Annotated in this window: 23 protein-coding genes and 1 tRNA gene; 14 read left to right on the forward strand and 10 right to left on the reverse strand. The window is 64.2% G+C overall.

The genetic code is table 11. From position 1 onward, the window contains the following. The first annotated feature begins 113 nt into the window (after nt 1-113). The 3 genes from FG486_RS01205 (at nt 114) to FG486_RS01215 (ending at nt 2676) form a co-directional block, all read left to right on the forward strand. Entirely contained in the window at nt 114-1721 is a 1608-nt protein-coding gene (locus FG486_RS01205) for a phosphoenolpyruvate carboxykinase (protein ID WP_181266130.1), read from the forward strand. A gap of 45 nt (nt 1722-1766) precedes the next feature. Beyond that, nucleotides 1767-2216, forward strand: a complete 450-nt coding sequence (locus tag FG486_RS01210) for a hypothetical protein (RefSeq protein WP_181266131.1) — start codon at nt 1767-1769, stop codon at nt 2214-2216. A 142-nt stretch (nt 2217-2358) separates the two neighbouring features. Beyond that, nucleotides 2359-2676 (forward strand): hypothetical protein, encoded by a 318-nt coding sequence (locus FG486_RS01215; protein WP_181266132.1) that lies wholly within the window; start codon nt 2359-2361, stop codon nt 2674-2676. A gap of 260 nt (nt 2677-2936) precedes the next feature. Here the strand turns inward: FG486_RS01215 and FG486_RS01220 are convergent, their stop codons facing one another. The 7 genes from FG486_RS01220 to FG486_RS01250 all read right to left on the reverse strand — a co-directional run bounded on the left by FG486_RS01220 (nt 2937) and on the right by FG486_RS01250 (nt 12432). Then, entirely contained in the window at nt 2937-4442 is a 1506-nt protein-coding gene (locus FG486_RS01220) for a DNA recombination protein RmuC (protein ID WP_181266133.1), read from the reverse strand. A gap of 219 nt (nt 4443-4661) precedes the next feature. Then, a complete protein-coding gene (def, locus tag FG486_RS01225; protein ID WP_023837385.1) occupies nt 4662-5186 on the reverse strand; it encodes a peptide deformylase in 525 nt (174 codons plus the stop codon). A gap of 54 nt (nt 5187-5240) precedes the next feature. Further along, a complete protein-coding gene (locus FG486_RS01230) occupies nt 5241-5690 on the reverse strand; it encodes an Hpt domain-containing protein (protein WP_066284871.1) in 450 nt (149 codons plus the stop codon). Between the two features lie 142 nt (nt 5691-5832). After that, a complete protein-coding gene (der, locus tag FG486_RS01235) occupies nt 5833-7239 on the reverse strand; it encodes a ribosome biogenesis GTPase Der (RefSeq protein WP_181266134.1) in 1407 nt (468 codons plus the stop codon). A 56-nt stretch (nt 7240-7295) separates the two neighbouring features. Beyond that, entirely contained in the window at nt 7296-8621 is a 1326-nt protein-coding gene (locus tag FG486_RS01240) for a PQQ-like beta-propeller repeat protein (protein ID WP_181266135.1), read from the reverse strand. A gap of 65 nt (nt 8622-8686) precedes the next feature. Beyond that, nucleotides 8687-9454 (reverse strand): tetratricopeptide repeat protein, encoded by a 768-nt coding sequence (locus FG486_RS01245; RefSeq protein ID WP_181266136.1) that lies wholly within the window; start codon nt 9452-9454, stop codon nt 8687-8689. A gap of 116 nt (nt 9455-9570) precedes the next feature. Further along, on the reverse strand, nt 9571-12432 hold the full coding sequence (locus FG486_RS01250) for a porin family protein (RefSeq protein WP_181266137.1): 2862 nt from the start codon (nt 12430-12432) through the stop codon (nt 9571-9573). Nucleotides 12433-12728: 296 nt separating this feature from the next. On the opposite strand from FG486_RS01250, the gene infA reads away from it, so the two are divergent. From infA to FG486_RS01275, 5 genes are all read left to right on the forward strand, one after another. Beyond that, nucleotides 12729-12947, forward strand: coding sequence for a translation initiation factor IF-1 (gene infA / locus FG486_RS01255; RefSeq protein WP_010162480.1), 219 nt, complete (start codon nt 12729-12731; stop codon nt 12945-12947). Further along, nucleotides 12947-13522: a Maf family protein gene (locus tag FG486_RS01260; RefSeq protein WP_181266138.1), complete on the forward strand. Its 576-nt coding sequence runs from the start codon at nt 12947-12949 to the stop codon at nt 13520-13522. The genes infA and FG486_RS01260 overlap by 1 nt, the downstream gene beginning before the upstream one ends. Nucleotide 13523: 1 nt before the next feature. Continuing rightward, nucleotides 13524-14492 (forward strand): ribonuclease E/G, encoded by a 969-nt coding sequence (locus tag FG486_RS01265; RefSeq protein ID WP_181266139.1) that lies wholly within the window; start codon nt 13524-13526, stop codon nt 14490-14492. A gap of 11 nt (nt 14493-14503) precedes the next feature. Continuing rightward, the gene (locus FG486_RS01270; protein WP_066284860.1) at nt 14504-14668 is read left to right on the forward strand and encodes a DNA gyrase inhibitor YacG; all 165 of its coding nucleotides are present in this window, start codon (nt 14504-14506) and stop codon (nt 14666-14668) included. A gap of 131 nt (nt 14669-14799) precedes the next feature. Then, a tRNA-Phe gene (locus tag FG486_RS01275) sits at nt 14800-14875 on the forward strand. A 66-nt stretch (nt 14876-14941) separates the two neighbouring features. On the opposite strand, the gene FG486_RS01280 is transcribed toward FG486_RS01275, so the two are convergent. After that, nucleotides 14942-15454, reverse strand: a complete 513-nt coding sequence (locus FG486_RS01280; protein WP_181266140.1) for an Lrp/AsnC family transcriptional regulator — start codon at nt 15452-15454, stop codon at nt 14942-14944. Between the two features lie 361 nt (nt 15455-15815). Here FG486_RS01280 and FG486_RS01285 point away from each other — a divergent pair, with 361 nt between their 5' ends. Together FG486_RS01285 and FG486_RS01290 are read left to right on the forward strand one after the other, a co-directional pair. Then, complete coding sequence (locus FG486_RS01285; RefSeq protein WP_181266141.1) at nt 15816-18641, forward strand: TonB-dependent receptor plug domain-containing protein; 2826 nt, start codon at nt 15816-15818, stop codon at nt 18639-18641. A 91-nt stretch (nt 18642-18732) separates the two neighbouring features. After that, on the forward strand, nt 18733-20319 hold the full coding sequence (locus FG486_RS01290) for an amidohydrolase (RefSeq protein ID WP_422125038.1): 1587 nt from the start codon (nt 18733-18735) through the stop codon (nt 20317-20319). A gap of 84 nt (nt 20320-20403) precedes the next feature. On the opposite strand, the gene FG486_RS01295 is transcribed toward FG486_RS01290, so the two are convergent. Then, nucleotides 20404-20973 carry a DUF1993 domain-containing protein gene (locus FG486_RS01295; protein ID WP_181266142.1) on the reverse strand — a complete coding sequence of 190 codons (570 nt, stop codon included), beginning with the start codon at nt 20971-20973 and terminating at the stop codon, nt 20404-20406. A 109-nt stretch (nt 20974-21082) separates the two neighbouring features. On the opposite strand from FG486_RS01295, the gene FG486_RS01300 reads away from it, so the two are divergent. From FG486_RS01300 to FG486_RS01315, 4 genes are read left to right on the forward strand one after another with little or no spacing between them, the layout of a single operon-like run. Next, entirely contained in the window at nt 21083-22333 is a 1251-nt protein-coding gene (locus FG486_RS01300; RefSeq protein WP_181266143.1) for a putative DNA modification/repair radical SAM protein, read from the forward strand. A gap of 4 nt (nt 22334-22337) precedes the next feature. Further along, nucleotides 22338-23777, forward strand: a complete 1440-nt coding sequence (locus tag FG486_RS01305) for a UdgX family uracil-DNA binding protein (protein WP_181266144.1) — start codon at nt 22338-22340, stop codon at nt 23775-23777. A gap of 37 nt (nt 23778-23814) precedes the next feature. Next, nucleotides 23815-24510, forward strand: a complete 696-nt coding sequence (gene gntA / locus FG486_RS01310) for a guanitoxin biosynthesis heme-dependent pre-guanitoxin N-hydroxylase GntA (protein WP_181266814.1) — start codon at nt 23815-23817, stop codon at nt 24508-24510. Continuing rightward, nucleotides 24500-25084 (forward strand): DUF1989 domain-containing protein, encoded by a 585-nt coding sequence (locus FG486_RS01315; protein ID WP_066284856.1) that lies wholly within the window; start codon nt 24500-24502, stop codon nt 25082-25084. Before gntA ends, FG486_RS01315 begins: the two co-directional genes overlap by 11 nt. Nucleotides 25085-25087: 3 nt before the next feature. On the opposite strand, the gene FG486_RS01320 is transcribed toward FG486_RS01315, so the two are convergent. Further along, the gene (locus FG486_RS01320) at nt 25088-25966 is read right to left on the reverse strand and encodes a class I SAM-dependent methyltransferase (protein ID WP_181266145.1); all 879 of its coding nucleotides are present in this window, start codon (nt 25964-25966) and stop codon (nt 25088-25090) included. Nucleotides 25967-25971 lie beyond the last annotated feature (5 nt).

A 25971-nucleotide genomic window follows, 5' to 3' on the forward strand; every position in this document is an offset into this window, starting at 1 on the left:
TTGGACAATCCTATCACGAGAAAAGGACTGCGTGAGTCGTCCCGGATTGACGAAGGCTGGCGGTTGGGCGCGAGATCAGCCAGGGGCGGCACCAACTTGGGAGAATATCAGCAGTGGCCATCAAATCCAAAGTTTCGCTTGCCGATCAGGGCATTACCGCAACCGACAACCAGCACTGGAATCTGGGCACCGAAGCCCTGGTCGAAGAAGCCCTGCGCAATGGCGAGGGATCGCTGGCCAAGGGCGGCGCACTGGTCGTCGCAACCGGCAAGCACACGGGCCGCAGCGCCAATGACAAGTTCATCGTCCGCGACGCCGAGACCGAAAACACCGTCTGGTGGGGCAAGACCAATGTCGCGATGACGCCCGAGAATTTCGCCACGCTGAAGGCCGATTTCCTGGCCTTTCTCGCCGAAAAGCCCAAGCTCTACGTGCAGGACCTGTTCGGCGGATCGCAGCCCGAATATCGCGTGAACGTCCGCGTCATCAACGAGTTTGCCTGGCACAGCCAGTTCATCCGCACGCTGCTGGTCCGCCCCAAGGCCGAAGAGCTGGTGGATTTCGCGCCCGAATACACGATCATCGACCTGCCCAGCTTCCGCGCCGATCCGGCCAGGCACGGCACGCGCAGCGAGACCGTGATCGCGGTGAACCTCACCGAAAAGCTGATCCTGATCGGCGGCACCGCCTATGCCGGCGAGATGAAGAAGTCGGTCTTCGGCATCCTCAACTATCTGCTGCCGACCAAGGGCGTGATGCCGATGCACTGTTCGGCCAATATCGGCCCCGAAGGCGATACCGCCGTGTTCTTCGGCCTGTCGGGCACCGGAAAGACCACGCTGTCGGCCGATGCAAGCCGCACGCTGATCGGCGATGACGAGCATGGGTGGTCGGACACCGCCGTGTTCAACTTCGAGGGCGGCTGCTATGCCAAGATGATCAACCTCTCGCCCGAGGCCGAGCCCGAGATCTACGCCACCACCGGTCGCTTCGGCACGGTGCTGGAAAATGTGGTGATGGACCCGGCCACCCGCACGCTCGACTTTGCCGACAACTCGCTGGCGGAAAACAGCCGCGGTTCGTACCCGATCGACTTCATCCCCAACACGTCGAAGGACAATCTGGGTCCAGTGCCGAAGAACATCATCTTCCTCACCGCCGATGCCTACGGCGTGCTGCCCCCGATCGCGCGGCTGACCCCGGAACAGGCGATGTACCACTTCCTGTCGGGCTACACCGCGCGCGTTGCGGGCACCGAAATCGGCGTGACCGAGCCTTCGGCCACCTTCTCGACCTGTTTCGGTGCGCCGTTCATGCCGCGTCACCCCTCGGTCTATGGCAATCTGCTGAAAGAGCGCATCGCCAAGGGCAATGTCACCTGCTGGCTGGTCAATACCGGCTGGACCGGCGGCAAGCACGGCGTTGGCAGCCGCATGCCGATCAAGGCAACGCGCGCGCTGCTCAACGCCGCGCTCGACGGCAGCCTGAACAGCACCGAGTTCCGCAAGGACCCCAATTTCGGCTTCGAGGTTCCGGTCAGCGTGCCGGGCGTCGACACCGCGATCCTCGATCCGCGCGGCACCTGGGCGGACAAGACGGATTACGACGCCACCGCGCAAAAGCTGGTCGGCCAGTTCATCGACAATTTCGCGCAGTTCGAAGAGCATGTCGATGAGGCGGTCCGCGCCGCCGCCCCGCAACGTCAGGCCGTCGCCGCCTGACCCGGCCCGGTTCACGATCGGGCCTTCCTTGCCGAAAGCCCGATCATGACCGACCAAAGCATTAGATTTTTCGAGTCCAGCGCAGCCGTTCGCCACCTTGGCGAGCGGCTGATCGCTTCCTGCCTGCCGCGCGGCGAATGGACACACGAAGCGCATGTCGCCGCCTGCTATTGGCTGGCGGCCGAGCGGCCCGATATCTGCCTGAGCCACGACCTGCCCGATATCATCCGGCGGCATAATGACAGCGTGGGCACGCCCAATACCGATAACAGTGGCTTTCATGCGACGATCACTCATTGCTATGCGATGGGGGTCGCGGCGTTCCACCGGCGCTGCGATCCTGCGCTCGCGCTGGTAGAGCGGGTCAACGCGCTGCTGACAGAGCCCGAGGGCGCGCGCGACTGGCCGCTGCATTTCTATTCACGCGAACGGCTGTTCTCGGTCGAGGCGCGGCGTGCGGTGATTTTACCTGATCTGGCGCCCCTGCCCGGCTGATCGGCATGGCCGGTACCTGCCCCTTGTGGTAGTTTGCACCGTTTTCCGGCGAAAGCCGGAATCCAGGGCGATGCTGCACCTTGGCGGCCCTGGACTCCGGCTTTCGCCAGAGAACAGCTTCGCGAATGGGGAGAAGGCATCCATGGATTTCCTGAACAATATCGTCGGCCAGCTCGGCGGCACCGACAAGATCGCCAGCCTCGCCGAGCAGGTGGGCCTCAGCGAAGCGCAGGTCCAGGCCGCGATGGCCGCACTCGGCAAGGCCGCGCCCCAGCCCGGCGACACCGCCGCATCCGCCGCGCAATCGACCGGCCTGCCGCTCGACAAGCTGCAGGACCTGCTCGCCCAGGTCGGCGGCGAGGATGCGCTCAAGAAGATCGGCGGCTTTCTCGACCGCGACGGTGACGGCAACCCGGTCAACGACATCATGGGCTTCGCGAAGAAGTTCACCGGGCAGTAAGCTACCCCTCGATCCACGCGAGGCGACGGCATGCCCTGCCCCCTCTCCCCTCCCGCGCGCGGGAGCGGAGATTGCGGATGCCTCGTTCCAAATCCTCCCCGAGCTTGTCTCGGGGAGGGGGACCGCCGACCGAAGGTCGGGGGTGGAGGGGAAAAAGGATAGCACGGCGTCCAGTCGAGGCACCACGAAGCTACCGCTCCACCACCCGCTGCGCGGGCGGTCCCCCTCCCCCAGCAAGCTGTGGCAGGAATTTCAGGCGGTCACTCTGCCGCTTCCTCCGGCTCGCCCGCCGCGATCAGCGCGGCGTCGCCATAGCGAGGCAGTGCCTCGATCTCGTCGATCGTCTCCAGTTCGCGCTTGCCGGTCTCGATGTTGAGCGCGGCGAACTTGCGGCCCGTAGACAGCACATTGCGCTCGAAGCTGCCGACGAACTTGTTGTAATGGCCGACTGCGCTCGACAGGCCCGAGCCGACGCGCTTCAAATGCTCGGCGGAGACCGCGAGTCGGTCGTAGAGCTCCTTGCCGAGCTGGCCGATCTGCCGGGCCTCCTGCGCGAGACCCTCCTGCCGCCAGACGCTGGCCACGGTGCGCGCGATCGCGACCAGATTGGTCGGCGTCGCGAGCAGCACCTTCTTCTCGAACGCGTAATCCCAAAGCTTGGCGTCATGCTCGAGCGCGGCGGAGAGGAAATGTTCGCCAGGCACGAACATGATGACATAATCGGGCGCGTCGGCGAACTGGTCCCAATAGGCCTTGCGCGACAGGCCATCGATATGCGCCTTCATCGAGGCGCAATGCGCGGTCAGCGCGATCCGGCGAGCGTCGTCATCCTCTGCCCCAAACGCATCCTGATAGGCGTTCAGGGACACCTTGGCGTCGATCACCAGCGAGCGCCCGCCGGGCACCTTGACCACGGCATCGGGCCGCAGCCGTCCGTCCTCGGTCTCGACGCTGCGTTCCATGTCGAAATCGGTGCGCTCGGCGAGGCCGCAGCTTTCGAGCACGTTACGCAGTTGCTGCTCGCCCCAGCGCCCACGCGCCTTGGGCGCATTGCGCAAGCTGTTGACCAGCCGCGCCGCCTCGGTCTGCACCCGCTCCTGCCCGGCGCGCATCTGCTCGATCAGCCCGGTGAGATTGCCATAGGCCTCGCTGCGCGTCGCCTCGATCTTCTGGACCTGCTCCTCATAGCTTTTCAGCCGCTCGCCCACCGGCGCGAGCAGCGCGCGGATCTTTTCCTCGTTCTTCTCCTCGGACTGGGCAAAACGCTCGCTGGCGCGGCGCAGGAATGCCTCCTGCGCCTCCCCGAGCAGCTTGTTGCCGACCTCGCCGAACTGCTGCGCCAGCTGCTCGCGCGCCTCGACAAGCAGCCTCACCTGCTTATCGTGATTGGCGGCATCGGCCTTCATCGCGGAAAGCTCGGTCGAAACGGTCTCGTACTGCGTGCGCAGCGAATCGAGCCGCTGAGCCAGATCATCAGCCTGGCGCGCACGCTCGCTGGCAGCGGCAAGCTGGCCCTGCAGCGCCGCGCCCTGCTGGCGCGCCTCGTCGAGTTTCAGCGCGAGCTCGTCCGCGAGCTTCGCACGCTCGCTGGTCCCAGCGAGATCGCGGATAGCCGCATTGAACTGCTCCTGCAGCGCCTTGAGCTGCGCCTGCGCCTCGTCGCGCTCGGCACGGGCATCGGCGACCGGCTTGCCGCCCAAGAACCAGCCGATTCCGAGCCCGACGATCAGCGAAACAGCGATGAGAATGGCGACCATCGGGTCCATGACAAGCTTCCGAACTCAAGAGTGGAACGAAAGGCGAACCTAGAGCGCGGTGGCACGCTTGGCAATGGGGCATTGCCGCCGGATTGGGGTAAGGTGCTTGCCGCCATCGTCATTCCCGCGCACGCGGGAATCCCGCTTATCTGGCAAAGGCGAAGGAGAAGCGGGACCCCCGCCTTCGCGGGGTTGACGGCTTTCAGCAATAAAGGGTCAGTGCAGCGATCACGCCGCCTTGCGCATCTTCTCGAGCTTTTTCAGCACCATCTGGCGCTTGAGCCGCGACAGGTGGTCGATGAACAGGATGCCCTCGAGATGGTCCATCTCGTGCTGCAGGCATGTCGCCATCAGCCCGTCCATCGCCTCTTCGTGCACCTTGCCGTCTAGGTCCTGCCAGCGCGCGCGGATGCTCGCGGGGCGCTCGACCTCGGCATATTGGTCGGGGACCGACAGGCAGCCCTCGTTGTACAGCGACTGTTCGGCCGAAGGGTCGAGAATTTCGGGATTGATGAAGACGCGCGGCGCCTTAATCGGCTTGCCTTCCTCGTCTTCCTGCTCCTGCAGGTCGATCACCAGCACCCGCTTGGGCACGCCGACCTGGATCGCGGCCAGGCCGATGCCGGGCGCATCGTACATGGTCTCGAACATGTCGGCGACCAGCGTGCGCAGCTCGTCGTCGAACGTCTCGACAGGCGTGGAGACGGTTTTCAACCGCGGATCGGGTACTTCTAGGATGGGACGGATAGCCATGCCGTCCAGATATGACCGCAAGGCCGCCCGGTCAAGCGGTGGCCACTGGTCGTGTCAGGCGCGACCGAAGCTGCGCGGCGCCGAAAGGCCTCCCGCCGCTGCCAGCGGGCGCCGGCCAAAGCCACGCCGCTCGACCAGCGGATTGGCTTCCTTTTCAAGCAGCGTGAGCGAGCCCAGGAACATCTCGCGCAACGAGACCACGTCTTCGAGCAGCTCGTCAGGCTCGACATGCGTCTCGACGCAGTGCCGCGCGACCATCTCGATCTTCTCGGACAGCAGGCCCAGGCGCTCCGCGCCGAACTGATGCGCTTCGCTCTTCAGCGTGTGCGCGGGCAGCACCAGCCGGGCCGCGTTGCGTTCACGCATCGCAGCTTCGATCGCGTCGACCGACTTGACGCCGTCCTCGCGAAAATAGCCCAGAATGCGCACGAAATCGTTGCCCATAGTCGCCCGTGCATCGGCATAGGTCGACCAGTTCACCAACGGCGCTTCCTCGTAAGACATGATGCTTTCTCCCGGCATGTCCAAGCACTGACACCGGAAACTACATCGCTAATGGTAAATGAAGTCTTGCGCAAAGCTAGTCATTGATCGTTTTAAGACAAAAATGTCGATGACTGGGCAGCGTTCAATAATTGCCCCCAAATCAGTTGTTTGAAAAGGGATTTTTGGGCGCGCGATAGGTAAGCCGCACAGGTACCGCGCCGAATCCGAGCTCGCGGCGCAGGCCGTTGACGAGATAGCGCGAATAGCTTTCCGGCAGTTCGTCGACGCGCGTGCCGAAGATGACGAAGCCCGGTGGGCGCACCTTGGCCTGGGTGATATAGCGCAGCTTGATCCGCTTGCCGCCGGGAGCTGGCGGCGGATTGGTTTCCACGGCCATTTCGAACCAGCGGTTGAGCTGGCCGGTCGAAACGCGGCGCGACCAGGCGGTGCGCGTTTCGAACGCCACCTTGATCAGCGTGTCGATGCCCTTGCCGGTAACGCCCGAAATGGTGAGCACCGGCACGCCCTTGAGCTGCGCGAGACCTTCGTCGAGCGCCGCCTTGATGCCGTTGAACAGGCTGGAGGCATCCTGAGCCACGTCCCACTTGTTGATGGCGATGACCAGTGCACGGCCTTCCTTGATGACATGGTCGGCGATCTTGAGCTCCTGCAGCTCCAGCCCGCGCGTCGCATCGAGCAGCAGCACCACGACCTCGGCATAATCGATCGCGCGGCGCGCATCGGCGACCGAGAGCTTCTCCAGCTTGTCGGTAACCTTGGCCTTCTTGCGCATGCCGGCGGTATCGATAAGCCGCACCTTGCGCGGTGGCGCGCCATCGGCGGGGTTCCAGGTCCAGTCGATCGCAATCGAATCGCGGGTGATTCCGGCCTCGGGGCCGGTGATCAGCCGATCCTCGCCCAGGATCTTGTTGATCAGCGTCGACTTGCCGGCATTGGGACGCCCGACGATCGCAAGCTGCAGCGGCGCAGCTTCCAGCGCGCTTTCGTCGACCGATTCGGCATCGAGATGCACATTGGCGAACTCGGTCTCTGGCTCGCCCTCTTCTTCCCAGTCCTCGATCAGCGGGCGCAGCGCGTCGAACAGTTCGGCCATGCCGACGCCATGTTCGGCGCTGAACGCGATCGGCTCGCCCATGCCCAGCGCATAGGCTTCCATGAGGCCCGCATCGGCAGAACGGCCCTCCGCCTTGTTGCCCATCAGGATGATCGGCGTCTTGGTGGTGCGCAGCCAGCGGGCGATTTCCTCGTCGAGCGGGGTCAGCCCGGCACGGGCATCGAACACGAAGATCGCCGCGCGCGCGCTGGCGACGGCGGCTTCGGTCTGCTGGCGCATCCGGCCCGGCAGCGTCTCGGGGTCCTCGTCCTCATAGCCTGCGGTATCGACGATCTGGAAGTGCAGGCCGAGCAGCTCCGCCTTGCCGACGCGCCGGTCGCGCGTGACGCCGGGCTGGTCGTCGACCAGCGCCAGTTTCTTGCCCACCAGACGGTTGAACAAGGTGGATTTGCCGACATTGGGCCGGCCGATAATGACGATTTCGGGTAACATGTCTGCGCCTGTATAGCGGAAGGGAGCATTTGTCTCCCCCCGCAATCAGGCTGTCATCACCGATAGGCAGTAATCGTGCCGCCGTCGTCGAGAATGTAGAGCGTGTTGTCTGCTACGATCGGGGGCAACGACACCTTCTCCTTCAGCTCGAACAGCAGCGAAAACGTGCCGTCCGCCGGATTGACGCTGCCCACTTCGCCCTCGGTGTTGACCGTGAAGAGGCGTCCGCCCGCCAGCACGGGCCCGTTCCAGTAGATCGCGCCTTCCTTCTTCTTTTCCTTGCGATAACGCTGCAACTGGGTCGACCAGCGCACCTTGCCGGTGGCGCGTGCGATGCACAGGATGCGCGCGTCGTCGGTCAGCACGAACAGCCATTCGCCCGCGATCACCGGGGTCGAAATCCCTGCGATGTTGAGCTCCCAGATGCGCTGACCGGTGACCAGCTCATAGGCGGCCATGCGGCCGCCCTCGCCCACTGCATAGACGCGGCCGCGATCGATGATCGGATCGGCATCGATATCGGTCAGCGTAGACACCGAGGTCGAGATGCTGGTGCGCGCCAGAGCATCGGACCACAGGTTGCGGCCATTTTCATAGCGATAGGCAATCAGCTCGCCGCTCGAGAAACCGGCGACCACGGTGCCCTGCCCCGCTGCCGGCGCCGCCACGCCGAACACGCCCGCCTGGCCGAGCGATCCGCTCTGGTTCCAGGTGGTGGTGCCATCGGTCTGGTTGAGCGCGATGAGCTGGTTGTCCTGCGTCATCACATAGACCGAGCCGAAGGCCAGGGTCGGTGCGCCGCGCAGCGGGCCAGCCGGCTTGACGCGCCAGATCTGCGAACCGTCGCTGGGGTTGAGCGCGGCGACTTCGCCGACGCCGTTGGTGGCATAGACCCGGTTCGCATCCACGCTGACGCCGCCGCCGAAAACCGAGGCCGATCCGCCATTATCCGGCTCGATCGTCACCGACCAGACCGGGGCACCCGACGCGGCGTCATAGGCATGGACCGTGCCGCTGGTGTCGATGGCATAGAGGCGACCGTTGAACACGACCGGCGCGGCGGCGAGGCGGACGCGCAGGCTCGACCCTGCAATCCGGGCGCTCCAGGCGCGGGTGATATTGTCGCCAATGGTCAGATGGCCAATGGCCTTGGTGGCGCTGCCGCCCGGCTGGTTCCAGTTTGCGTTGGTCACTGCCGGCGGCAGGATGACCGATACGCCCGCCAGGTCCTTGTCCACCTCCGCACCGTTTTCGGCGCGGGTCAGAATGGAGGTGCGATTGCCCACAGTGGGCGTGACGGGCTTATCCTTGCCGCCCAGAACGCCGCATCCTGCCAGCGTGGCCGACAGCGCGAGAATCGTCGCCCATTTTGCCTTGTGCATTGCCAGTCAAGCTCCCCGAATCATCACTAAATCAACGTCAACGGTAGCGACCCGCAAAATTCTTCTTACTGCGCACCCAACGGTGCGGCCAGACCCGGCGCAGCAGCGGGGGTCGCAACGCCCTGCGCCTTGCCCGGATCATCGACCGCGTCGATGCCCATGACACCCGCCAACTGACGCGCACGTGAACGGATGGTTTCCGGCATCTGCTTGTCTTCGGCCAGCTTCTGGAACAGCGGACCCGCCAGATCCGGCTTGTTCATACGCATGTGCGCAATGGCAACCATTTCGCCTGCGCTGCCGAACCAGGGATTGCCCGGCACGGCCAGCGGCTTGAGCCGCGCGATCACGTCCTGCGGCTTCAGGCTGTCATATTCTGCCGCCGTCTGGCGGATCAGCGCAAGGTCGCGCAGCGGCTGCGGCAGGCTGTCATCGCCGGCCACCTTGGCAAAGATCGCCGCTGCCGCCTTGGGATCGTTCTGTTCCTGCTTGATGCCCGCCTGGAGCAGTTGCGCGGCGGCGCGATAGCCCGGTTGGTCCGCAGTCTCGAGCGGCTTCAGGGCGTTGGCTGCGCCTGCCAGATTGTTGTTGCGCAGCGCATCGAGCGCATTGGTCATTTCCTCGCCGCGCACACCGGCAGCCTCGGCCTGGCTGTGGCGGTACCAGAACCAGCCGCCCAGCGCGAGCAGGATGACGACGATGCCGATCAGAAGGTGCCTGCCGTAATTCTGGACGATCCCAGCCATCTGGTCCTGACGCAGCGCATCATCGACTTCGCGCAGGAACATGGCGTCGCGCGCGGCGTCTGCGTCCTTTTTCGGTGTCAGCGCCAAAACGGGCTCCTTGCATAGCTTTCGCGGCCGAAAGGCGTTCGCCCCGGCTCAAGGTCAGCGTCTTTAAACGCGGGCTTCGCCAAAAGCCATGGCAAATTTGCCACGCCCTCCCGGGTTTAGAAGCGCTTGCGGAAGCTCAGCGAAACGACGCGCCCCTGCGGATCGATGAACCCGGGCTGGTAGCGCAGCGGGACTTCACCCGCCTCGTTGGTCACCCGCTGCTGCGCGTTGAAGATATTGTCCACCCCCAGACGAAGCCGCGACCCCTTGAGGAACGGCAGTGCCTCGGTCAGCTTGGGCTTGTTGTCGAAATTGACGAACGCGCGCATGCCGAAGGTCGCGATATCGTTGAAGCGCAGGTCGGTGGAACCCGGCAGGCCGCCGCCGTCGACGCGCGATCCGCTCTGGTAATTGCCGGTAAAGCGCAGGCCGATGCCGTTGAGGAACAGTCCGCCCTCCAGCTCTACGCCATGCCGCGGCACGCCGCCGCTCGATCCGATGGCCGAGCCGCCCAGCAGGTCGAGATCGGCCAGGCCCGGACGGATGCGGATCGTCTCGGCAAAGCGGACGGTATGATAGATCGAGATGTTCCAGCGACCGCCACGCCCGCCCGCACCGGGACCGAAGCCGCCCGAAGGACCACGCGGCGGACCACCGGCGCCGGGGCCACGCGGAGGTCCGCCCGCCGCTGCACGCTCGCCACCCGAACCACCCGGCGGAGGACCGCCCGCACCCGGACTGCGTGGGCCGCCACCCGCACCCGGTCGCCCCGCACCCGGAGGGCCGCCAGCGCCACCGCCGCGTTCATCGCCACCAATCCGCTTCGAGAAGTTGATGCCGTAGCGCAGCCGATCGCTGGTCACGCGATCATAGTTGATCGCGCGCTGGTCGATCGCGAGTAGCGTACCGTCGCTATCGCGGATGATGCGGTCGGGGAATGCCGCCTCGATCTCGGGCGTCAGGATCGGGAAGGAAGCAGTGGTGCCATAGCTGCGGTTGCGGATGAACTCGGCGAGGAAATCCAGCCCCTCGACGAACGGCGGCCGATAGCTCACCGACACCTTGACGTCGCGACGCTCCTCGGCCGTCAGCAGCGGATTGCCGCCCGAAATGATCGTCGCCAGCACCGTCTCGTTGCGCGCGAGGTCGAAGGTGCTGACATTGGGCGTCACGATCTGCGGATCGCCCAACTGGCCGATGCCGGGCGCGGCCTCCTCGCCGATCAGCGAGGCCTGGATGGTCAGCGTGTCGGTCGGTGCCCAGTTCAGGCCATAGCCGAAGCTCAGCAGCCCACCGATATCGCTGAGTTCGCGATAGCCGAGATTGCCGTTGACCGAGAGCTTGCCGAACCAGTCCGACATATAGGTGTCGACCAGCGGCACATCGATATTCGCCGAGACGTTCGCCTCGCTGCGGGTGAGCGAGACACTCCCCTGCCCTGCCCTGCGGCTGTCGGTCGAATCCTGCAGGCGGCGGGCAAAGCCGCCGACCAGGGTGAGGTTGACCGGGCCTGCGGGCAGATCGGCCAGCTTGCCATTGGCGGTGAGCTGCGTGTTGAACAGCTGGTTGCGGCTCTCTGCCGTATCGCTCACCAGGCCGGGCAGCAGCGAACCCAGCGTCCCGGTGAACGGATTGATCGCTCCTGTCGCGCGCGAGATCGCCGCCTGGACGCCGCTGGTGTCCACCGGCTGATCGATGATCGTCAGCGTATCGACCCGGGTATAGTCACCCGTCAGCGCCCATTTCCAGTTCGCAGGCAGCACGCCATTGGCGTTGAAGCCGAGCGAATAGGTATCGGTATCGACCGTCCGGGTGATGGCGCGCGGATCGCCGAACGCCGTGAGCAGGCTGACATCGCGGCCGAAGGGGTTGAACGGGTTGGCCGCCGGAACCGTCAGCGTGGCAGTGTTGAGTCCGAGCAGCGATGTCGCGAAATTGTTGGTATAGGTCGCATTGACCTGGACATTGGTGTCCGGCCCCAGATTGCGGGCATAGGTCGCATTCGCCTGGATGCGGTCCGAATTGGGGATGAGCGTGCGGAACTCGCCCAGATCGGTCGTGTTCGGCGCGCCATTGAAGGCGGAGAGCGCCGGGGCGCCGGTCAGTCCCTGCGGCACGCCTGCCAGCGTCACCGTCCGCCCGGCGAGCGCGCTCAACGCCGGGCTGATCTCGGCGCCCGTTCCGAACGGCGACGCGCCGACATTTCCGCCGAGCGCAAAGGGCGCGCTGCTGTCCGGCTGGATGATGCCGCGCTCGCTTTCGCGCAGGGCGGTCGCCATCTCATATTCCACGTCGACGATCAGCCGGGTGTTCTTGCCCAGCTTGGTGAAGGTGCCTTCGAACTCGGTCGTGCCATAACCGCCCTGGGTCGAAAGGCCGTTGTCGACCTCCGCCGCCAGGCTCTGGTAATTGTCGACAAGGATGAAGTTGATGACGCGCTGATCGGGACGAAAGCCGTATTTGAGCGCGAGCTCTTCGGGGAACACTTCGACCTTGGCGATGGCCTCGGGCGGAATGTCGCGGATCGCGCGGAAACCGGAGACGCGCTGGCCGTTGAGCAGCACCACCGGGCCGTCGCCGCCGCGCCCGCGCGCGCTGCCGGTCTGCGGCGCGATCTGCTGCAGCAGCTCGGCGAGCGACGAGGCGCCATAGCTCGCGACATCCTGCGCATTGAGTTCGGTCACCGGCGGAATATCGGTCTGGATCGACCCGCGCAGCCGCTCGGCCCGCACCACGATGGTCTCGCCATCGGCATCCGGCTCGGTATCGGGCGGCGGCGGATCGGCGGGGGTTTGCGCCGCATCCTGCGGCTGCGCAGCCTCGGCGCTGACGGCCTTGGCATCGACCGCTGCGTCTTCGAGCGATGCAGCCAGTGCGGCAGGGCTCGCTGCGACCAACAGGACCGTTGCAAGGGAAAGGCCGAACGAACGGCGAGCAGCAATCGGGGCGTCTGACCGCGAGGACGGGGAAAGGGTCATGGGGGACAGCGTCTCTTTATCATTGGCGCCAATGGGGGAGCGCCTGGGGCGTTGATCTGTTGCAGCGCAATATGATGCGCATGCCCGGATTGCCCAGTGCTGAATTGTAACAAATTTTAGCCATCGCCTCGGTTCGACGCTTCGGCCAGCCCCTTGCAAACTCCCGTCTTTTCTTTTGCACGCTTTGTCTGTAAGGCGCGCTGAACTTTGCATGGGCCCAGGGGACTCCCTGACCATGCAGCCGGGTGGCGCGAAAGGTCGCGCCGCCGCAACGCAAACCACATTGCAGGGGCCGAATGGCAAAAGAAGAACTTCTCGAAATGCGCGGCCAGGTGGTCGAACTGCTTCCCAACGCCATGTTCCGCGTAAAGCTGGAAAACGATCACGAAATCCTGGGCCATACCGCCGGCAAGATGCGCAAGAACCGCATCCGCGTGCTGGTGGGCGATGAGGTTCTGGTCGAACTGACGCCTTATGATCTGACCAAGGGCCGGATTACCTACCGCTTCAAATAATGGCGCAGCTGATCCTCGCATCGGCCAGCCCCCGCCGCCAGCAATTGCTGGCGCGGATCGGCATCACTGCGGACGCCATCATCCCCGCCGATATCGACGAATCCGCGCACAAGGGCGAGCTTCCGCGAGTCTATGCGCGGCGCATGGCGGCCCAGAAGGCGGCGGTCATCGCCGCGCAGCATCCCGATAGTGCCGTGCTGTCCGGCGATACCGTCGTCGCCGCAGGCCGCCGCATCCTGCCCAAGGCCGAGAGCGAGGCCGATGCGCGCATGTGCCTGGACCTGATCTCCGGGCGCAGGCATCTGGTGCTGTCTGCGGTCACGCTGATGCTGCCTGGTGGACGCGCCCTGCACCGGCTTTCCGAGAGCATCGTGACCTTCAAGCGGTTGCATGCCGACGAGGTGGAAACTTATATTGCGGGCGGCGAATGGCAGGGCAAGGCCGGTGGCTATGCCATCCAGGGCAGCGCCGAAGCGCTGATCCGGTCGATATCGGGCAGCTATAGCGGCATCATGGGCTTGCCGCTCTACGAGACCCGCAGCATGCTGCTCAGCGCCGGCCTGCTCAAGCCCTGACATGGCCCACTGGCTCTACGAAGACGGCATCGGCGAAGAGCGCGCAGCGCTGATCGAGCGGGGCCGGATCGTCGAAGCCTGCATCCAGCGACACGATGACGCATATGCTGTCGGTGCCGTGCTCGACGTCAAGCTGCTCGCCAGAAGCGCGGGAGGTCATCGTGCGCGGGCACTGTTGTCGGATGGCAGCGAGGCAATGATCCAGCCGGTGCCCAAGGGCGCCAGCGAAGGCGCGATCGTCCGCGCGCAGGTCATGCGCGAGGCAATGATCGAGCCCGGCACCCGCCGCGCCAAGCCCCCGCGACTCAAGCCCGTGCCCAGCGAAACGCCGCTGCGCGCGGCCCCGCGCCTGATCGACCGGCTGAACGCCGAAGGCATCGAGATCATCCGCTGCCTTGCGGGCGGCCTTGACCGGCTTGCCGATGCGGGCTGGCACGAAGTGATCGAGGAAGCCGAGACCGGCCAGGTCGCCTTTGCCGGCGGGCTGCTGACCTTCTCGCCAACGCCCGCGATGATGGTCGTCGATGTGGACGGGGATGTCGTGCCACGCGCGCTGGCGCTGGCCGCTGCCGCGGCGCTTGGGGAAGCGATCCGGCGGCACGGCGTCGGCGGGGGCATCGTGGTCGATTTCCCGGCCCTGTCGGACAAGGCGGATCGCAATGCCGTGGTCGAAGCGTTCGATGCGGCGATGCAGGTGCCGTGCGAGCGAACCGCGATCAACGGCTTCGGCCTGATGCAGATCGTCGCGCGGCGCCCGCGTGCATCGCTCATCGAGCTGCACGCCGCCGATCCTGTGCGCTGGAGCCTGCTGGGCCAGTTGCGCAGCGCCGAGCGCTCGGACGGCACCGGGCCGATCATGCTGGCGCTTGCTCCTGCCGAATCGGCGTTGCTGGATCGCCAGCCCGACTGGCTGGAAGAACTGCAGCGGCGCATCGGCAGACCGGTTGCAGTTGCGCCCCACCGGACCTAGATGCTCGAGCGATGAGCACCCCCCGCCCCTGCCCCTTGTGCAAGCAACCAGCACGCCCTGATTTCGCGCCTTTTTGCAGCAAGGCCTGCAAGGATCGCGACCTGCTGAACTGGCTGGGCGAAGGCTATCGCGTGCCCGGCCCGCCCGCTGACCGGCCCGATGCCGAATATGATTGAGCGGCAATGGCAGGCAGGTGATTTTGCTATGGACAAGCCTGCCCAAGCCTGCCTATAGGCGGCGCTCCAAATCGCCGGTCTGGCGATGAGCCTTGAAAGCCCACCCTGCAAGCGGTGCGGCACGGCCCGATGCCCGGGTAGCTCAGTTGGTAGAGCATGCGACTGAAAATCGCAGTGTCGGCGGTTCGATCCCGTCCCCGGGCACCACTCCTCTTTCCTTGGGTGCAACAGTCCATGCGCGGCGAATCGAACGATTCGCGGTGCTCGCATGTCTCAGCCAGCGTGGCGCGCCTGCTTCTTGCCGCGCTCAAATATGATCGGTACCGCAGAGCGGCGGGCAACCTCGCGCAATACGAAGCTGCTGCGAATTTTTGCGACATTTGGCAGGTTGGATAGTTCGCGACGATAGATTTCATCATACTCGTCCAGCGAGCTTACGTGGATCATGATTATGAAATCGGTATCGCCCGAAATGAATCCACAATAGGATATCGAAGGGCATTTGATGACTTCGCGTTCGAATTCGTCAAGCACATGTTCTGCCTGCGACCGCAATTCGACCATCACAATAACTACGCCAGAAAATCCCAGTTCCTGCAAGGAAAGACTGGCGCTGTATCCTATGATTATTCCCGCTTCCTCCATGATTCGGCGACGACGGGCCACGGCGGTACTGGAAAGATTGATCAACTCGCCCAATGCCACGTCGGACATTCGGCCTTCTGACGACAAAGCCTCAAGGATTCGAAAATCGGTTCTGTCGAGCTCCAGCGCAGCGGATTTCATTCAAATTCCCCATTTTTGATTGGTTATCCGCACAAATTCCGGGCGAATTTGGCAAATTTCGATGTTTATTCTGCCCCGTTTTCTGTTAGCCTGCAAGGGCGAAGGGGCAGAATGGCTCCGGCAATCAGGGATCAAGGCACATAATCGTTCAGAGACGCACAACAATCTTACATTTCGTGCAGACCAAGACGATCAGGATTGCCTAAATGCAAGGACTGAAGATTATAAAATAACAAATCGGGAGAAGATGGCGAAAGGCCCTACAAACCAGATAATTGGGGGGTAATCCATGGGGTCCTTTTCTACGCCTTATTCGCGACGTTTACTTCGGACAAAGGCGCTTCTGGCCTGTGCCGCTGCCATGCCGGCACTGGGGTTCGCACCGGCCGCGCTGGCGCAGTCCGCCGGCGACCAGGCCGCCGAGCAAACCAGCGAAGCCGATGGCGAAGCCGAGAAGATCATCACCGTTACCGGATCGCGCATCGCCCGCGATGGCTATGATGCCCCCACCCCGGTCAACGTCGTCACCGAGGCAGAACTCGACGCCGAACCCCAGGCGAATATCGGCGACTATGTCAGCACCTTGCCCGCGGTCAGGGGCAGTCAGTCGTCCTCGACCAATTCGGGCTCGCTCTCCAACGGCCAGGCCGGGATCGCCACGGTCAACCTGCGCAATCTGGGCGCCAACCGCACGCTCATCCTGATCGACGGGCAACGCTCCGTCGCATCGGCCACAGTCGGCTTTGTCGATGTCCAGACCATCCCGCAGGGCCTGATCAAGGGAGTGGAAGTGGTCACCGGCGGCGCCTCGTCGGCTTATGGATCGGATGCGGTCGCAGGGGTGGTCAATTTCATCCTCGACAAGGATTTCACCGGGCTCAAGGCCGAGTACGAATATGGCATCACCACCTATGGCGACGTGCCGAACCATCTCGTCCGTCTGACCGGCGGCACCAATTTCGCCGATGGCCGGGGTAAGCTGCTGCTTGCGGGCGATTATTTCACGCAGGAAGGCGTCGATACGATCGACCGGAAATGGCAGCAGAGCGGCTTCTTCCAGATCGACAACCCCGCCTATGCCGTGGGCAACGGCCAGCCCGAGCGCCTCGTGGCGGCGGGAATTGGCACCTATCAGTTCACGCCGGGCGGCATCGTCAATTCGGGTCCCTTGCGAGGTACATATTTCGGGTCGATCAACCCCGCCACCGGTCAGGCGAGCCTCAACCAGTTCACCTATGGCCCCAATCGCGGCCAGTGGATGCAGGGCGGCGACTTCCGCATCAGCCGAGAAGGGCATCTGAATTCGAACTCGCTCGCGCCCGACGAGAAGCGCATCAACGTCTTCGGCCGCGCGAGCTATGAATTCTCGCCCGCATTCGAGCTGTATGGCCAGGTCTCCTATTCGCGTTACGAGGGGCAGAGCTTCTACCAGAAGACCCCCTCGCCCTCGGTCGTGATCCAGCGCGACAATGCGTATCTGCCCGATGCGTTTCGCGCGCTGATGGTCGCCAACAACCTCACCAGCGTCACGATCGGCACCGGCAATTTCGGCATACCGGCACAGGGCAGCGACAATACGCGTGACGTCTATCGCTATGTCGCGGGCCTCAAGGGCGCGTTCGACACCGGCAGCATCGCTTGGAGCTATGATGCCTATTATCAGCTCGGCATCGCCAAGACCCAGGAACAGCTGACCAATACCTGGGTCACGTCGCGCCTGGCGCTCGCTACCGACGCGGTGCGCAATTCGGCGGGTACCATCGTCTGCCGCTCGACGCTGACCAACCCGACCAATGGCTGCGTCCCGATCAACCGCATCGGCCTTGCCCCGGTGAGCGACGCCGCGCTCAATTACATCTTCAACGACGGGCTGCAGCCTTCGCGGCGGCAGCGGCTGCAGCAGGATGTCGCCGCAGTCACCTTCCAGACCGCCAGCCTGTTCGAGAACTGGGCAGGCCCGGTCAGCCTTGCCTTCGGCGCGGAATATCGCCGCGAGGAGGTCGACGGCTCGCTCAATCCGGACGCGCCCAACAATCTGGGCTTTCTCTACGGCAACTATCGCGTCACCACCGGCGACTATGACGTGAAGGAAGCTTTCGTCGAGACCGTGTTTCCTGTCTTCGAAGGGGCGGATCTGAACGGCGCTCTGCGCGTCACCGACTATTCCACGTCGGGCACAGTGGTTACCTGGAAGCTTGGCGGCACCTGGCAGGTGATCGACGACTTCAAGCTGCGCGTGACCCGCTCGCGCGATATCCGGGCGCCCAATCTCAACGATCTGTTCGCTCCGGGCACCGCGCGCACCAACACCGTCAACGTTCCGGTGGCGGGCGGCGGCACCCGCGCCGACACCTTTCTCGAGCAGATCACCGGCAACCTCAATCTCGCCCCCGAGGTCGCGCGCACCTGGGGCGTCGGCGGGGTGTTCATGCCGAGCTTCCTGCCCGGCTTTGCTGCTTCGGTCGACTATTTCGACATTGCGCTGAGCGGCGCGATTGCCACGCTCACCGCGCAGACCACCGCCAATCTGTGCTTCGAACAGAATGTCGCGTCGCAATGCGCGCAGATCGCCTTTGCCGCACCGAACGACATCAGCACGATCACGCTGGTTCCGTTCAACTTCTCGTCGGTCAAGGTGCGCGGCATCGATTTCGAGGCGAGCTATCGCGCGTCGATCGGGCCCGGCAACCTGACGCTGCGCGCGGTGGTGTCGCACTATATCGACAACATCACCGACAATGGCATCAACGCGCCGGTCGATCTGGCCGGGCAGAATGCGGGCGGGGGCGACGCGACACCATCGTGGAACTATCGCCTGTCGGCCAATTACGACACTGAAAGCTGGTCGTTCAATGCCGTGGGCCGGGGCTTTTCGGACGGCGTGTACAACAACAATTTCATCGAGTGTCAGACCGGCTGTCCGCTTTCGACCCCCGATTTCCGCACGATCAACACCAACCGGATCGACGGCCAATGGTATCTGGACCTTTCGGTGACCAAGCGGTTCAAGATCGCCTCATCCGAGGCGGAGGTGTTCCTCTATGTCCGCAACGTGTTCGATACCGACCCGGTGCTGGTCGGGAACGGCCCCACCGGCGACAACACCCCCGCCTATCCGCAGACCAACCGCAACCTCTATGACGTGCTCGGCCGCGTCTTCCGCATGGGGGTGCGCTTCAAGCTGTGATGCCCGGACACGGCAGGGCGCGCCTGCATCCCTGCTCCGCGCCCTGTCGTGACCAGTGCCCGACCAATCAACGCCTTGTACCAGGAAACCGATGACGATGACCCGATCGATGAAATTGCTGACCGCCCTGTTGATGGCCTCCACTCCGTTCGCTGCCCAGGCCAAGGCACCCGCAGCGATGAAGAAGGAGGCGATGGCGGAAGTCGACGAACAGGCCAAGCTGGTCCAGGAAATGGTGGATTCCGTGTTCAGTTTTCAGGAACCGGGCTTTCAGGAATTTCAGACCGCCGAATATCTGACCGGAATCCTGGAGAAGAACGGCTTCACCATCACCAAGGGCGTTGCAGGGATCCCCACCGCCTGGACCGCGACCTGGAGCAATGGCGATGGGCCGGTGGTGGCGCTGGGATCGGATGTCGACGGGCTGCTGGGCCTGTCGCAGATGCCGGGCGTACCGGAACTGAAACCGATCGTGCCGGGTGCGCCGGGCCATGGCGAGGGTCATAATTCGGGCATGCCGCTGATCGTCGCCGCAGCGATCGCCGCCAAGGAGGTGATGATCAAGCACGGGATCAAGGGCAAGCTGATGCTCTGGCCGGGCGTGGCCGAAGAGCTGCTCGCCACCAAGGCCTATTATGTCCGCGCAGGTTTGTTCAAGGACGTGGACGTGTCGATCTTCACCCATGTCGCGTCCAGCTTCGGCACCAGCTATGGCGATTCCGGCAATAACGGCATGGTCTCGGTCGAATACACGTTCAAGGGCATCACCAGCCATGCCGCAGGCTCGCCCTGGTCGGGGCGCAGCGCGCTCGATGCGGTGGAACTGATGAACATCGCCTGGAACATGCGGCGCGAGCACCTGCCGCTGACTCAGAGATCGCATTATGTCATCACCAATGGCGGCGGGCAGCCCAATATCGTGCCAGGCGAAGCATCGGTCTGGTATTATTTCCGCGAGCAGAATTTCGAGTCCATCCGCCATCTCTACAATACCGGCAGCGACATTGCCGAAGCCGCGGCCAAGGCGACCGGGACGTTCGTCAGTCGCCGGGTACTGGGCTATGCCGCGCCCAATTTCGGCAACAAGCCGCTCGCCGAGGCGGCGCAGGCCAATATCGAGATGGTCGGCATGCCAAAATGGTCGCCCGAGGACCAGGCCTTCACCAAGGCGGTGCAGGAGGCGCTGAAGTTCAAGGTCGCGCCGCTCAAGACGACGGTCGAGCCGCTTTCCTCGCCCGAGACGCGCGGCACCTCGATGGGCGGCGGGTCGGACGATATTGGCGACATCATGTGGACCGTGCCGACGATCACCATCCGCTTCCCGTCGAACATTCCCAGCATGATCGGGCATAACGTCACCTCGGCGATCGCGATGGCGACGCCGATCGCGCACAAGGGCGCCGTCGCGGGGGCCAAGGCGGTGGCGCTGACCGTACTCGACGTGATGACCACGCCCAAGCTGGTCAGCGATGCCAAGACCTATTTCACCACGGTCCAGACCAAGGACCAGAAATACGATCCGGTGCTCACCCCCGAAGACCAGCCGGCGATCCACCTCAACAAGGAGCTGATGGAGCGCATCCGGCCCGAGCTGAAGAAATATTATTACGATCCCAGCAAATACAGCTCGTATCTGGAGCAGCTGGGCATCACCTATCCCCAGCTGACGCCGCAATGATGTCCGGCCGCATGCCATCGGGTCGCACCGATCGCCGGGCGGAGCAGACGCAGGCCGCTCGCTCCGCCCGGCGCAGCCTGCCGATCACCTTCCCCCGGGCATCGTCCCGGGACGAAGATACGGCAGCAGGTGCCCGACATAATCGATCTTGCCCAGCGGTGCGCCCTGCGCGCGGAGGATGGCATAGGCGGTCATCACGTGGAAATAGAACTGCGGGATCGCCCAGTCGCGGGCATATTGGGCCGCGGTAAAGTCGAAGATCATGCCCATCGGCAGTGCATGCGCGATGGGCATATCGTCCGCGACATCGGCCAGGCCATCGGCAGCTGCCTCCACAATGGCAATGGTATCGGCAATCCGTGCCTGGGCATCGGCGATCGTCCATGGCTTTGCACCGGCATCCACGCCCTCGCCGCGCAGCGCAGCGATCGCTTCAGGAAAATCCTGCCCGTTCAGCCGCGCCATCGCCTCCTGCGCCTGAACGCAGGCAAAGCAAACCTGCGTGAACAACGGGAACATGTCGGGCGCCAGCCGCGCCTGCAGAATCTCAGCCGCCTGCGCGGGCTCGAAATGCTGCTCGGCCTTGGCCAGCCAGGTCGAAAGCGCGCCGAGCATCTGCGCGAAACTGGGTACGAGAGTATCCTTGAGGGTCATTCGTTGGTCCTTTTTGCGATGCGCCACCTTAGCCGGAACCGGCCGCCCGCAAAGCCTCTCGCTTGAAATTAAACTGTTCTTTTTTTGTTCTAACCCCTATATCCGGGGCATGAGCGAAAAACCGATTCTGCAGAAGCTGGCCGTGCTCGCCGATGCGGCGAAATATGATGCCTCTTGCGCATCTTCGGGCACGGTCCGGCGCGATTCCACCGGCACCAAGGGCATCGGTTCGACCGGGGGCATGGGCATCTGTCACAGCTATGCCCCCGATGGCCGCTGCATCTCGCTGCTCAAGATCCTGCTCACCAATTTCTGCATCTACGACTGCCGCTTCTGCATCAACCGCGCGTCGAGCAACGTGCCGCGCGCCAGGTTCAACCCGGCCGAGGTCGTTCGGCTGACGCTGGATTTCTACAAGCGCAACTATATCGAGGGGCTGTTCCTCTCCTCGGGCATCATCCGATCCGAGGATTACACGATGGAGCAGCTGGTCGAGGTCGCCCGGCTGCTGCGCGAGGAGCATCGCTTCGGCGGCTATATCCATCTTAAGACGATTGCCGGAGCCTCGCCCGAGCTGATCGCCAGGGCGGGCCTTTATGCCGATCGGCTCTCGACCAATGTCGAATTGCCGACCGAGGATGGCTTGAAGAGCTTCGCGCCGGAGAAGAAGCCACAGACCATCCGCAAGACCATGGCCAATGTCCGGCTCGGCGTCGAGGACGCTGTCGAGGCGCGCAAGGACCGGCTGCTCAAGAAAGCCAAGCCACCCCGCTTTGCGCCTGCGGGCCAGTCGACCCAGATGATCGTCGGCGCAGACGGCGCGCGCGACGACGATATCCTTGCCTCCGCCACCAGCCTTTATTCGGGCTATCGCCTGCGCCGGGTCTATTATTCGGCCTATAGCCCGATCCCCGATGCGAGCAGCGACCTGCCCCCGGTGCGCCCGCCGCTGATGCGCGAGCATCGGCTGTACCAGGCCGACTGGCTGCTGCGGTTTTACGGCTTTGATCGCGCCGAGATCATGGCGGGGGCGAACGATGGCATGCTCGACCTGTCGATCGATCCCAAGCTCGCCTGGGCGCTGCAACGGCGCGAAAGCTTTCCGGTCGACATAAACCGCGCCCCGCGCGAGATGCTGCTGCGCGTGCCGGGCCTCGGCACCAAGGCGGTCGACCGGATCATCGCGGCACGGCGGCTCGGCGCGATCCGCATCGGTGATCTCGCGCGCCTCACCGCGTCGGTAAAGAAGGTGCTGCCCTTCATCACCACGCCCGATTGGCGGCCCGGCGGCCTGACCGACAGCGCCAACTTGCGCGCGCGCTTTGCGCCTCCGCCCGAACAGATGAGCCTGGCGCTGTAGGGCCATGCGCGAGATCATCCTCCATCTGCCCGGCGATTTCGAGGAGTGGCGCAGCCATGCGCGCGCGCTGCTCGCCGCGCGCGTGCCGCCCGAGGATATCGTCTGGCGGTCTGTCGGCGACAGCGCCTCGCTCTTCGCCGATCCCGCTCCACTGCAGCTCCAGCGTACGGTCAGCCTGCCCCGCGAACTGGTCACCATTGCCGATAGGGTGATCTGCCATCGCGACGATGCGGTGCCCTCGCGGTTGTACCGGGTGCTGTGGCGCGCGCTCGACGATCGCAAGCTGCTCGAGCGGCGCACCGATCCCGATACCGACTGGTTGATGCGGGCGGACAAGGCGATCCGGCGGGATCTGCACAAGATGCATGCCTTCGTCCGCTTTCGCAGGCTGGGCGAGGACGAGACGGGCCGGGAGCGCTTCATCGCCTGGTTCGAGCCCGAGCATCGCATCCTGCGGCTGGGCGCGCCCTTTTTCCGCAAGCGCTTCTACGGCATGGACTGGGCGATCCTCACCCCCGATGCGCGCGCGATCTGGCATGGCGAGGAATTGCATCTCGGGCCCGGCGGAACCCGCGACGAGGTGCCCGATCACGACGTGGTCGAGGACCAGTGGCGCACCTATTATGGCGCGATCTTCAACCCCGCCCGGGTCAAGATCGCCGCGATGCGCGCCGAGATGCCCAAGAAATACTGGCACAACCTGCCCGAGGCGCAGGACATCGCGCCGCTGATCGCAGGGGCCGAAGCGCGGGTGGAACGGATGCGCGAGACGGCCGTCTCGCTCGCAAACCCCCGCAGCGACAAATGGCGCGTGCGCGGGGAAGCGGATACAGCCTTGCCCGAAACCATTGCATCGCTCGACGAGCTGAACCAGGCAGTGCGCACCTGCACCCGCTGTCCGCTCCACTGTAACGCTACCCAGGCGGTGACCGGCGAAGGCCCGCGCCAGGCGCGCATCATGCTGGTCGGCGAACAGCCGGGCGATCGCGAGGATCTGCAAGGCCGTCCCTTTGTCGGGCCAGCAGGGCAACTGCTCGACGAGGCGCTCGGCGAAGCGGGGCTCGACCGCGCGACGCTGTATGTCACCAACGTGGTCAAGCATTTCAAGTTCGTCGCGCGCGGCAAGCGGCGGCTGCATCAGAACCCCAGCACCGGCGAGATCGACATCTGCCGCTGGTGGCTCGATCAGGAGCGGGCGCTGGTCAGGCCCGACATCATCGTCTCCTTGGGCGGCAGCGCGCTGCGGGGACTCACCGGCAAATCCGCCAGCATCTCCTCGATGCGCGGCAAGGTCCATGCGCTGGATGACGGTGCCCGGCTGATCGCGACGGTGCACCCCTCGTTCCTGCTGCGCCTGCCCGACCGCGACCGCGCCAAGGTCGAACGCGATCAGTTCGTCGCCGATCTGGCATCCGCGAAACATATGGCCGACAGTCTTGCCTGATGGCGCAACCCCCAAGGCCAAGCCGCGTATGGTCGGCATGGCTCAAACGTGTAATTCCAACGACCACCCGCTGGCGGAGCGCTTTCGCGCGTTCATCCAGGATCGCAATTTTCCCTGTGTCGGCGCCAAGTCCGCGCTGGCCAAGGGCAATATGCGCATCATCATCGGACGCGACCTGCGTTCGGCCTGGGACGACCTGCGCATTCATCCCGCGCTGATGGAGATCGCGCGCGATTATGCGCTCGACCCCGCGCCGTTCCAGTCGCTCGCCGTGCTGTTCGAGGAGGATGCCGGGCTAGACGAGAAAGGTTTCGAACAGCATCTGTGGCAAAGGCTGCAGTCGCTGAGCGACAAGGACGACTGGCTCGGCCAGCCGGTCGACCCGCGCGTCAGCGGCGATCCCGATGACCCGCATTTCTCGCTGAGCTTTGGCGGAGAAGCATTTTTCGTGGTCGGTCTGCATCCGGGTGCCAGCCGTCCGGCGCGGCGCTTCGACCGCCCGGCGCTCGTGTTCAACCTGCACGACCAATTCGAGCAATTGCGCGCCTCGGGCGTGTACGAGAAGATGCGCGGCACGATCATCGAACGGGATGTGGCTCTGGCCGGTGCGCCCAACCCGATGCTGGCCCGCCATGGCACCGTGTCCGAAGCCCGGCAGTATAGCGGCCGGGCTGTCGGCAGCGAATGGCGCTGTCCGCTGCGCCCGAGAAAGGCCGCCGAACATGCCGCATGAAATACCGCCGCGGTCAGGCACCGCATTTTTACTCGGCAAGGGGCACACGCTTACCGTCACCGACGTGCTGGGCGAACAGGTGGCGGACCTGCTGGCCTTCAACCAGCACGATATCGGCGAGGTCATCTCGTCGGGGCGTACGCTCGATTATGCCAGCAAGATTTACCTTTCGACCGGAGACCTGCTCTATTCGAACCGCAGCCAGGTGATGCTGGAAATCATTGCCGATGATGTCGGCCGCCACGATTTCCTGCTGACGCCGTGCTCCAAGGACACGTTCCGCATCATCTATGGCGATACCGATCCGCATCGCGGCTGTTTCGGCAATCTCGCCGCCGCGCTGGCGCCTTATGGCGTGACAGAAGACATGATTCCCGTCGCATTCAACTGCTTCATGAACGTCCCCGTCGATGCCACCACGGGCGAATTGCGTGTCGATCCGCCCCTCAGCAAGGCGGGAGAATCGATCACCTTCCGCGCCCATATGGACCTGATCATCGGGCTCACCGCCTGTTCGGCGCTGCAATCGAACAATGGCTCGTTCAAGCCCATCCAGTACGCCGTGACCGATTAGGGATCAACGCTTGCGCGCGGCGAGGTAGAACCAGTCCCCCATTCCGATCTTCGGTCCGGCCCAGGCGAGCGGGGCAAAGGCCATCGCATAGGCCAGCCGCTTAGGACTGCGCATCAGCGTGGCGGGCGTTCCGAAACTATAGGCCAGATCGATGGCGGTGTGTCGCGCGCCGATGCATTCGAAACCCCGGGCCTCGAGCATCGCCGACAGGGTGCGCACCGAAAACTGGTAGAGATGCCAGGGTGGCTCGATATGCGGCCAATAGCCCAGCGGACGCGCAAGGGGCTCTGACGCACGCGGAAACAGTCCGTCGATGTTCGGCGTCGACAGGATGAACAATCCGCTGGGCCTGAGCAGCCGATGGGCGGCCACGATGTCGCGCGCGGGATCGCGGACATGCTCGATCACGTCGAACATGGTGACGATGTCGAGCATGCCCTCGGCATCGTCGACGGCGTGAATATCGCCATCAGCGACCGAAAGATGGAAGCGATCGCGCGCAAACTGCGCCGATGCAGCCGAGAATTCCACACCGGCGACGTCGAAGCCACGCCGCCGCGCCTCGTCCAGGAACAATCCGGTCGAACAGCCGATATCGAGAAGCTGACCGCCATTGGCAAAGCGTTCGACGAAGCGCAGATGCTCTCTGGCGATCGCTGCCATCCGGGCATAGGCATCGCTTGCCGGATCGTGCAGCTGGGTGTGATAGTCGTTGCTCGCCTGATACATGGCTGCGAGCTCCGCATCCGATGGCGGATTGGTGATGAACGCGAGACCGCACCGCGAGCACCGTTCGAGGCTGTAGCCATCGATGCGCGCAACAGGGCGGGTCTCGGTCGATCCACAATGATTGCAGGCGGCACTGTGCCTGGGCTGCGCCATGTCGG

Source organism: Blastomonas ursincola, from assembly GCF_013607875.1.
GTDB lineage: Bacteria > Pseudomonadota > Alphaproteobacteria > Sphingomonadales > Sphingomonadaceae > Blastomonas > Blastomonas ursincola.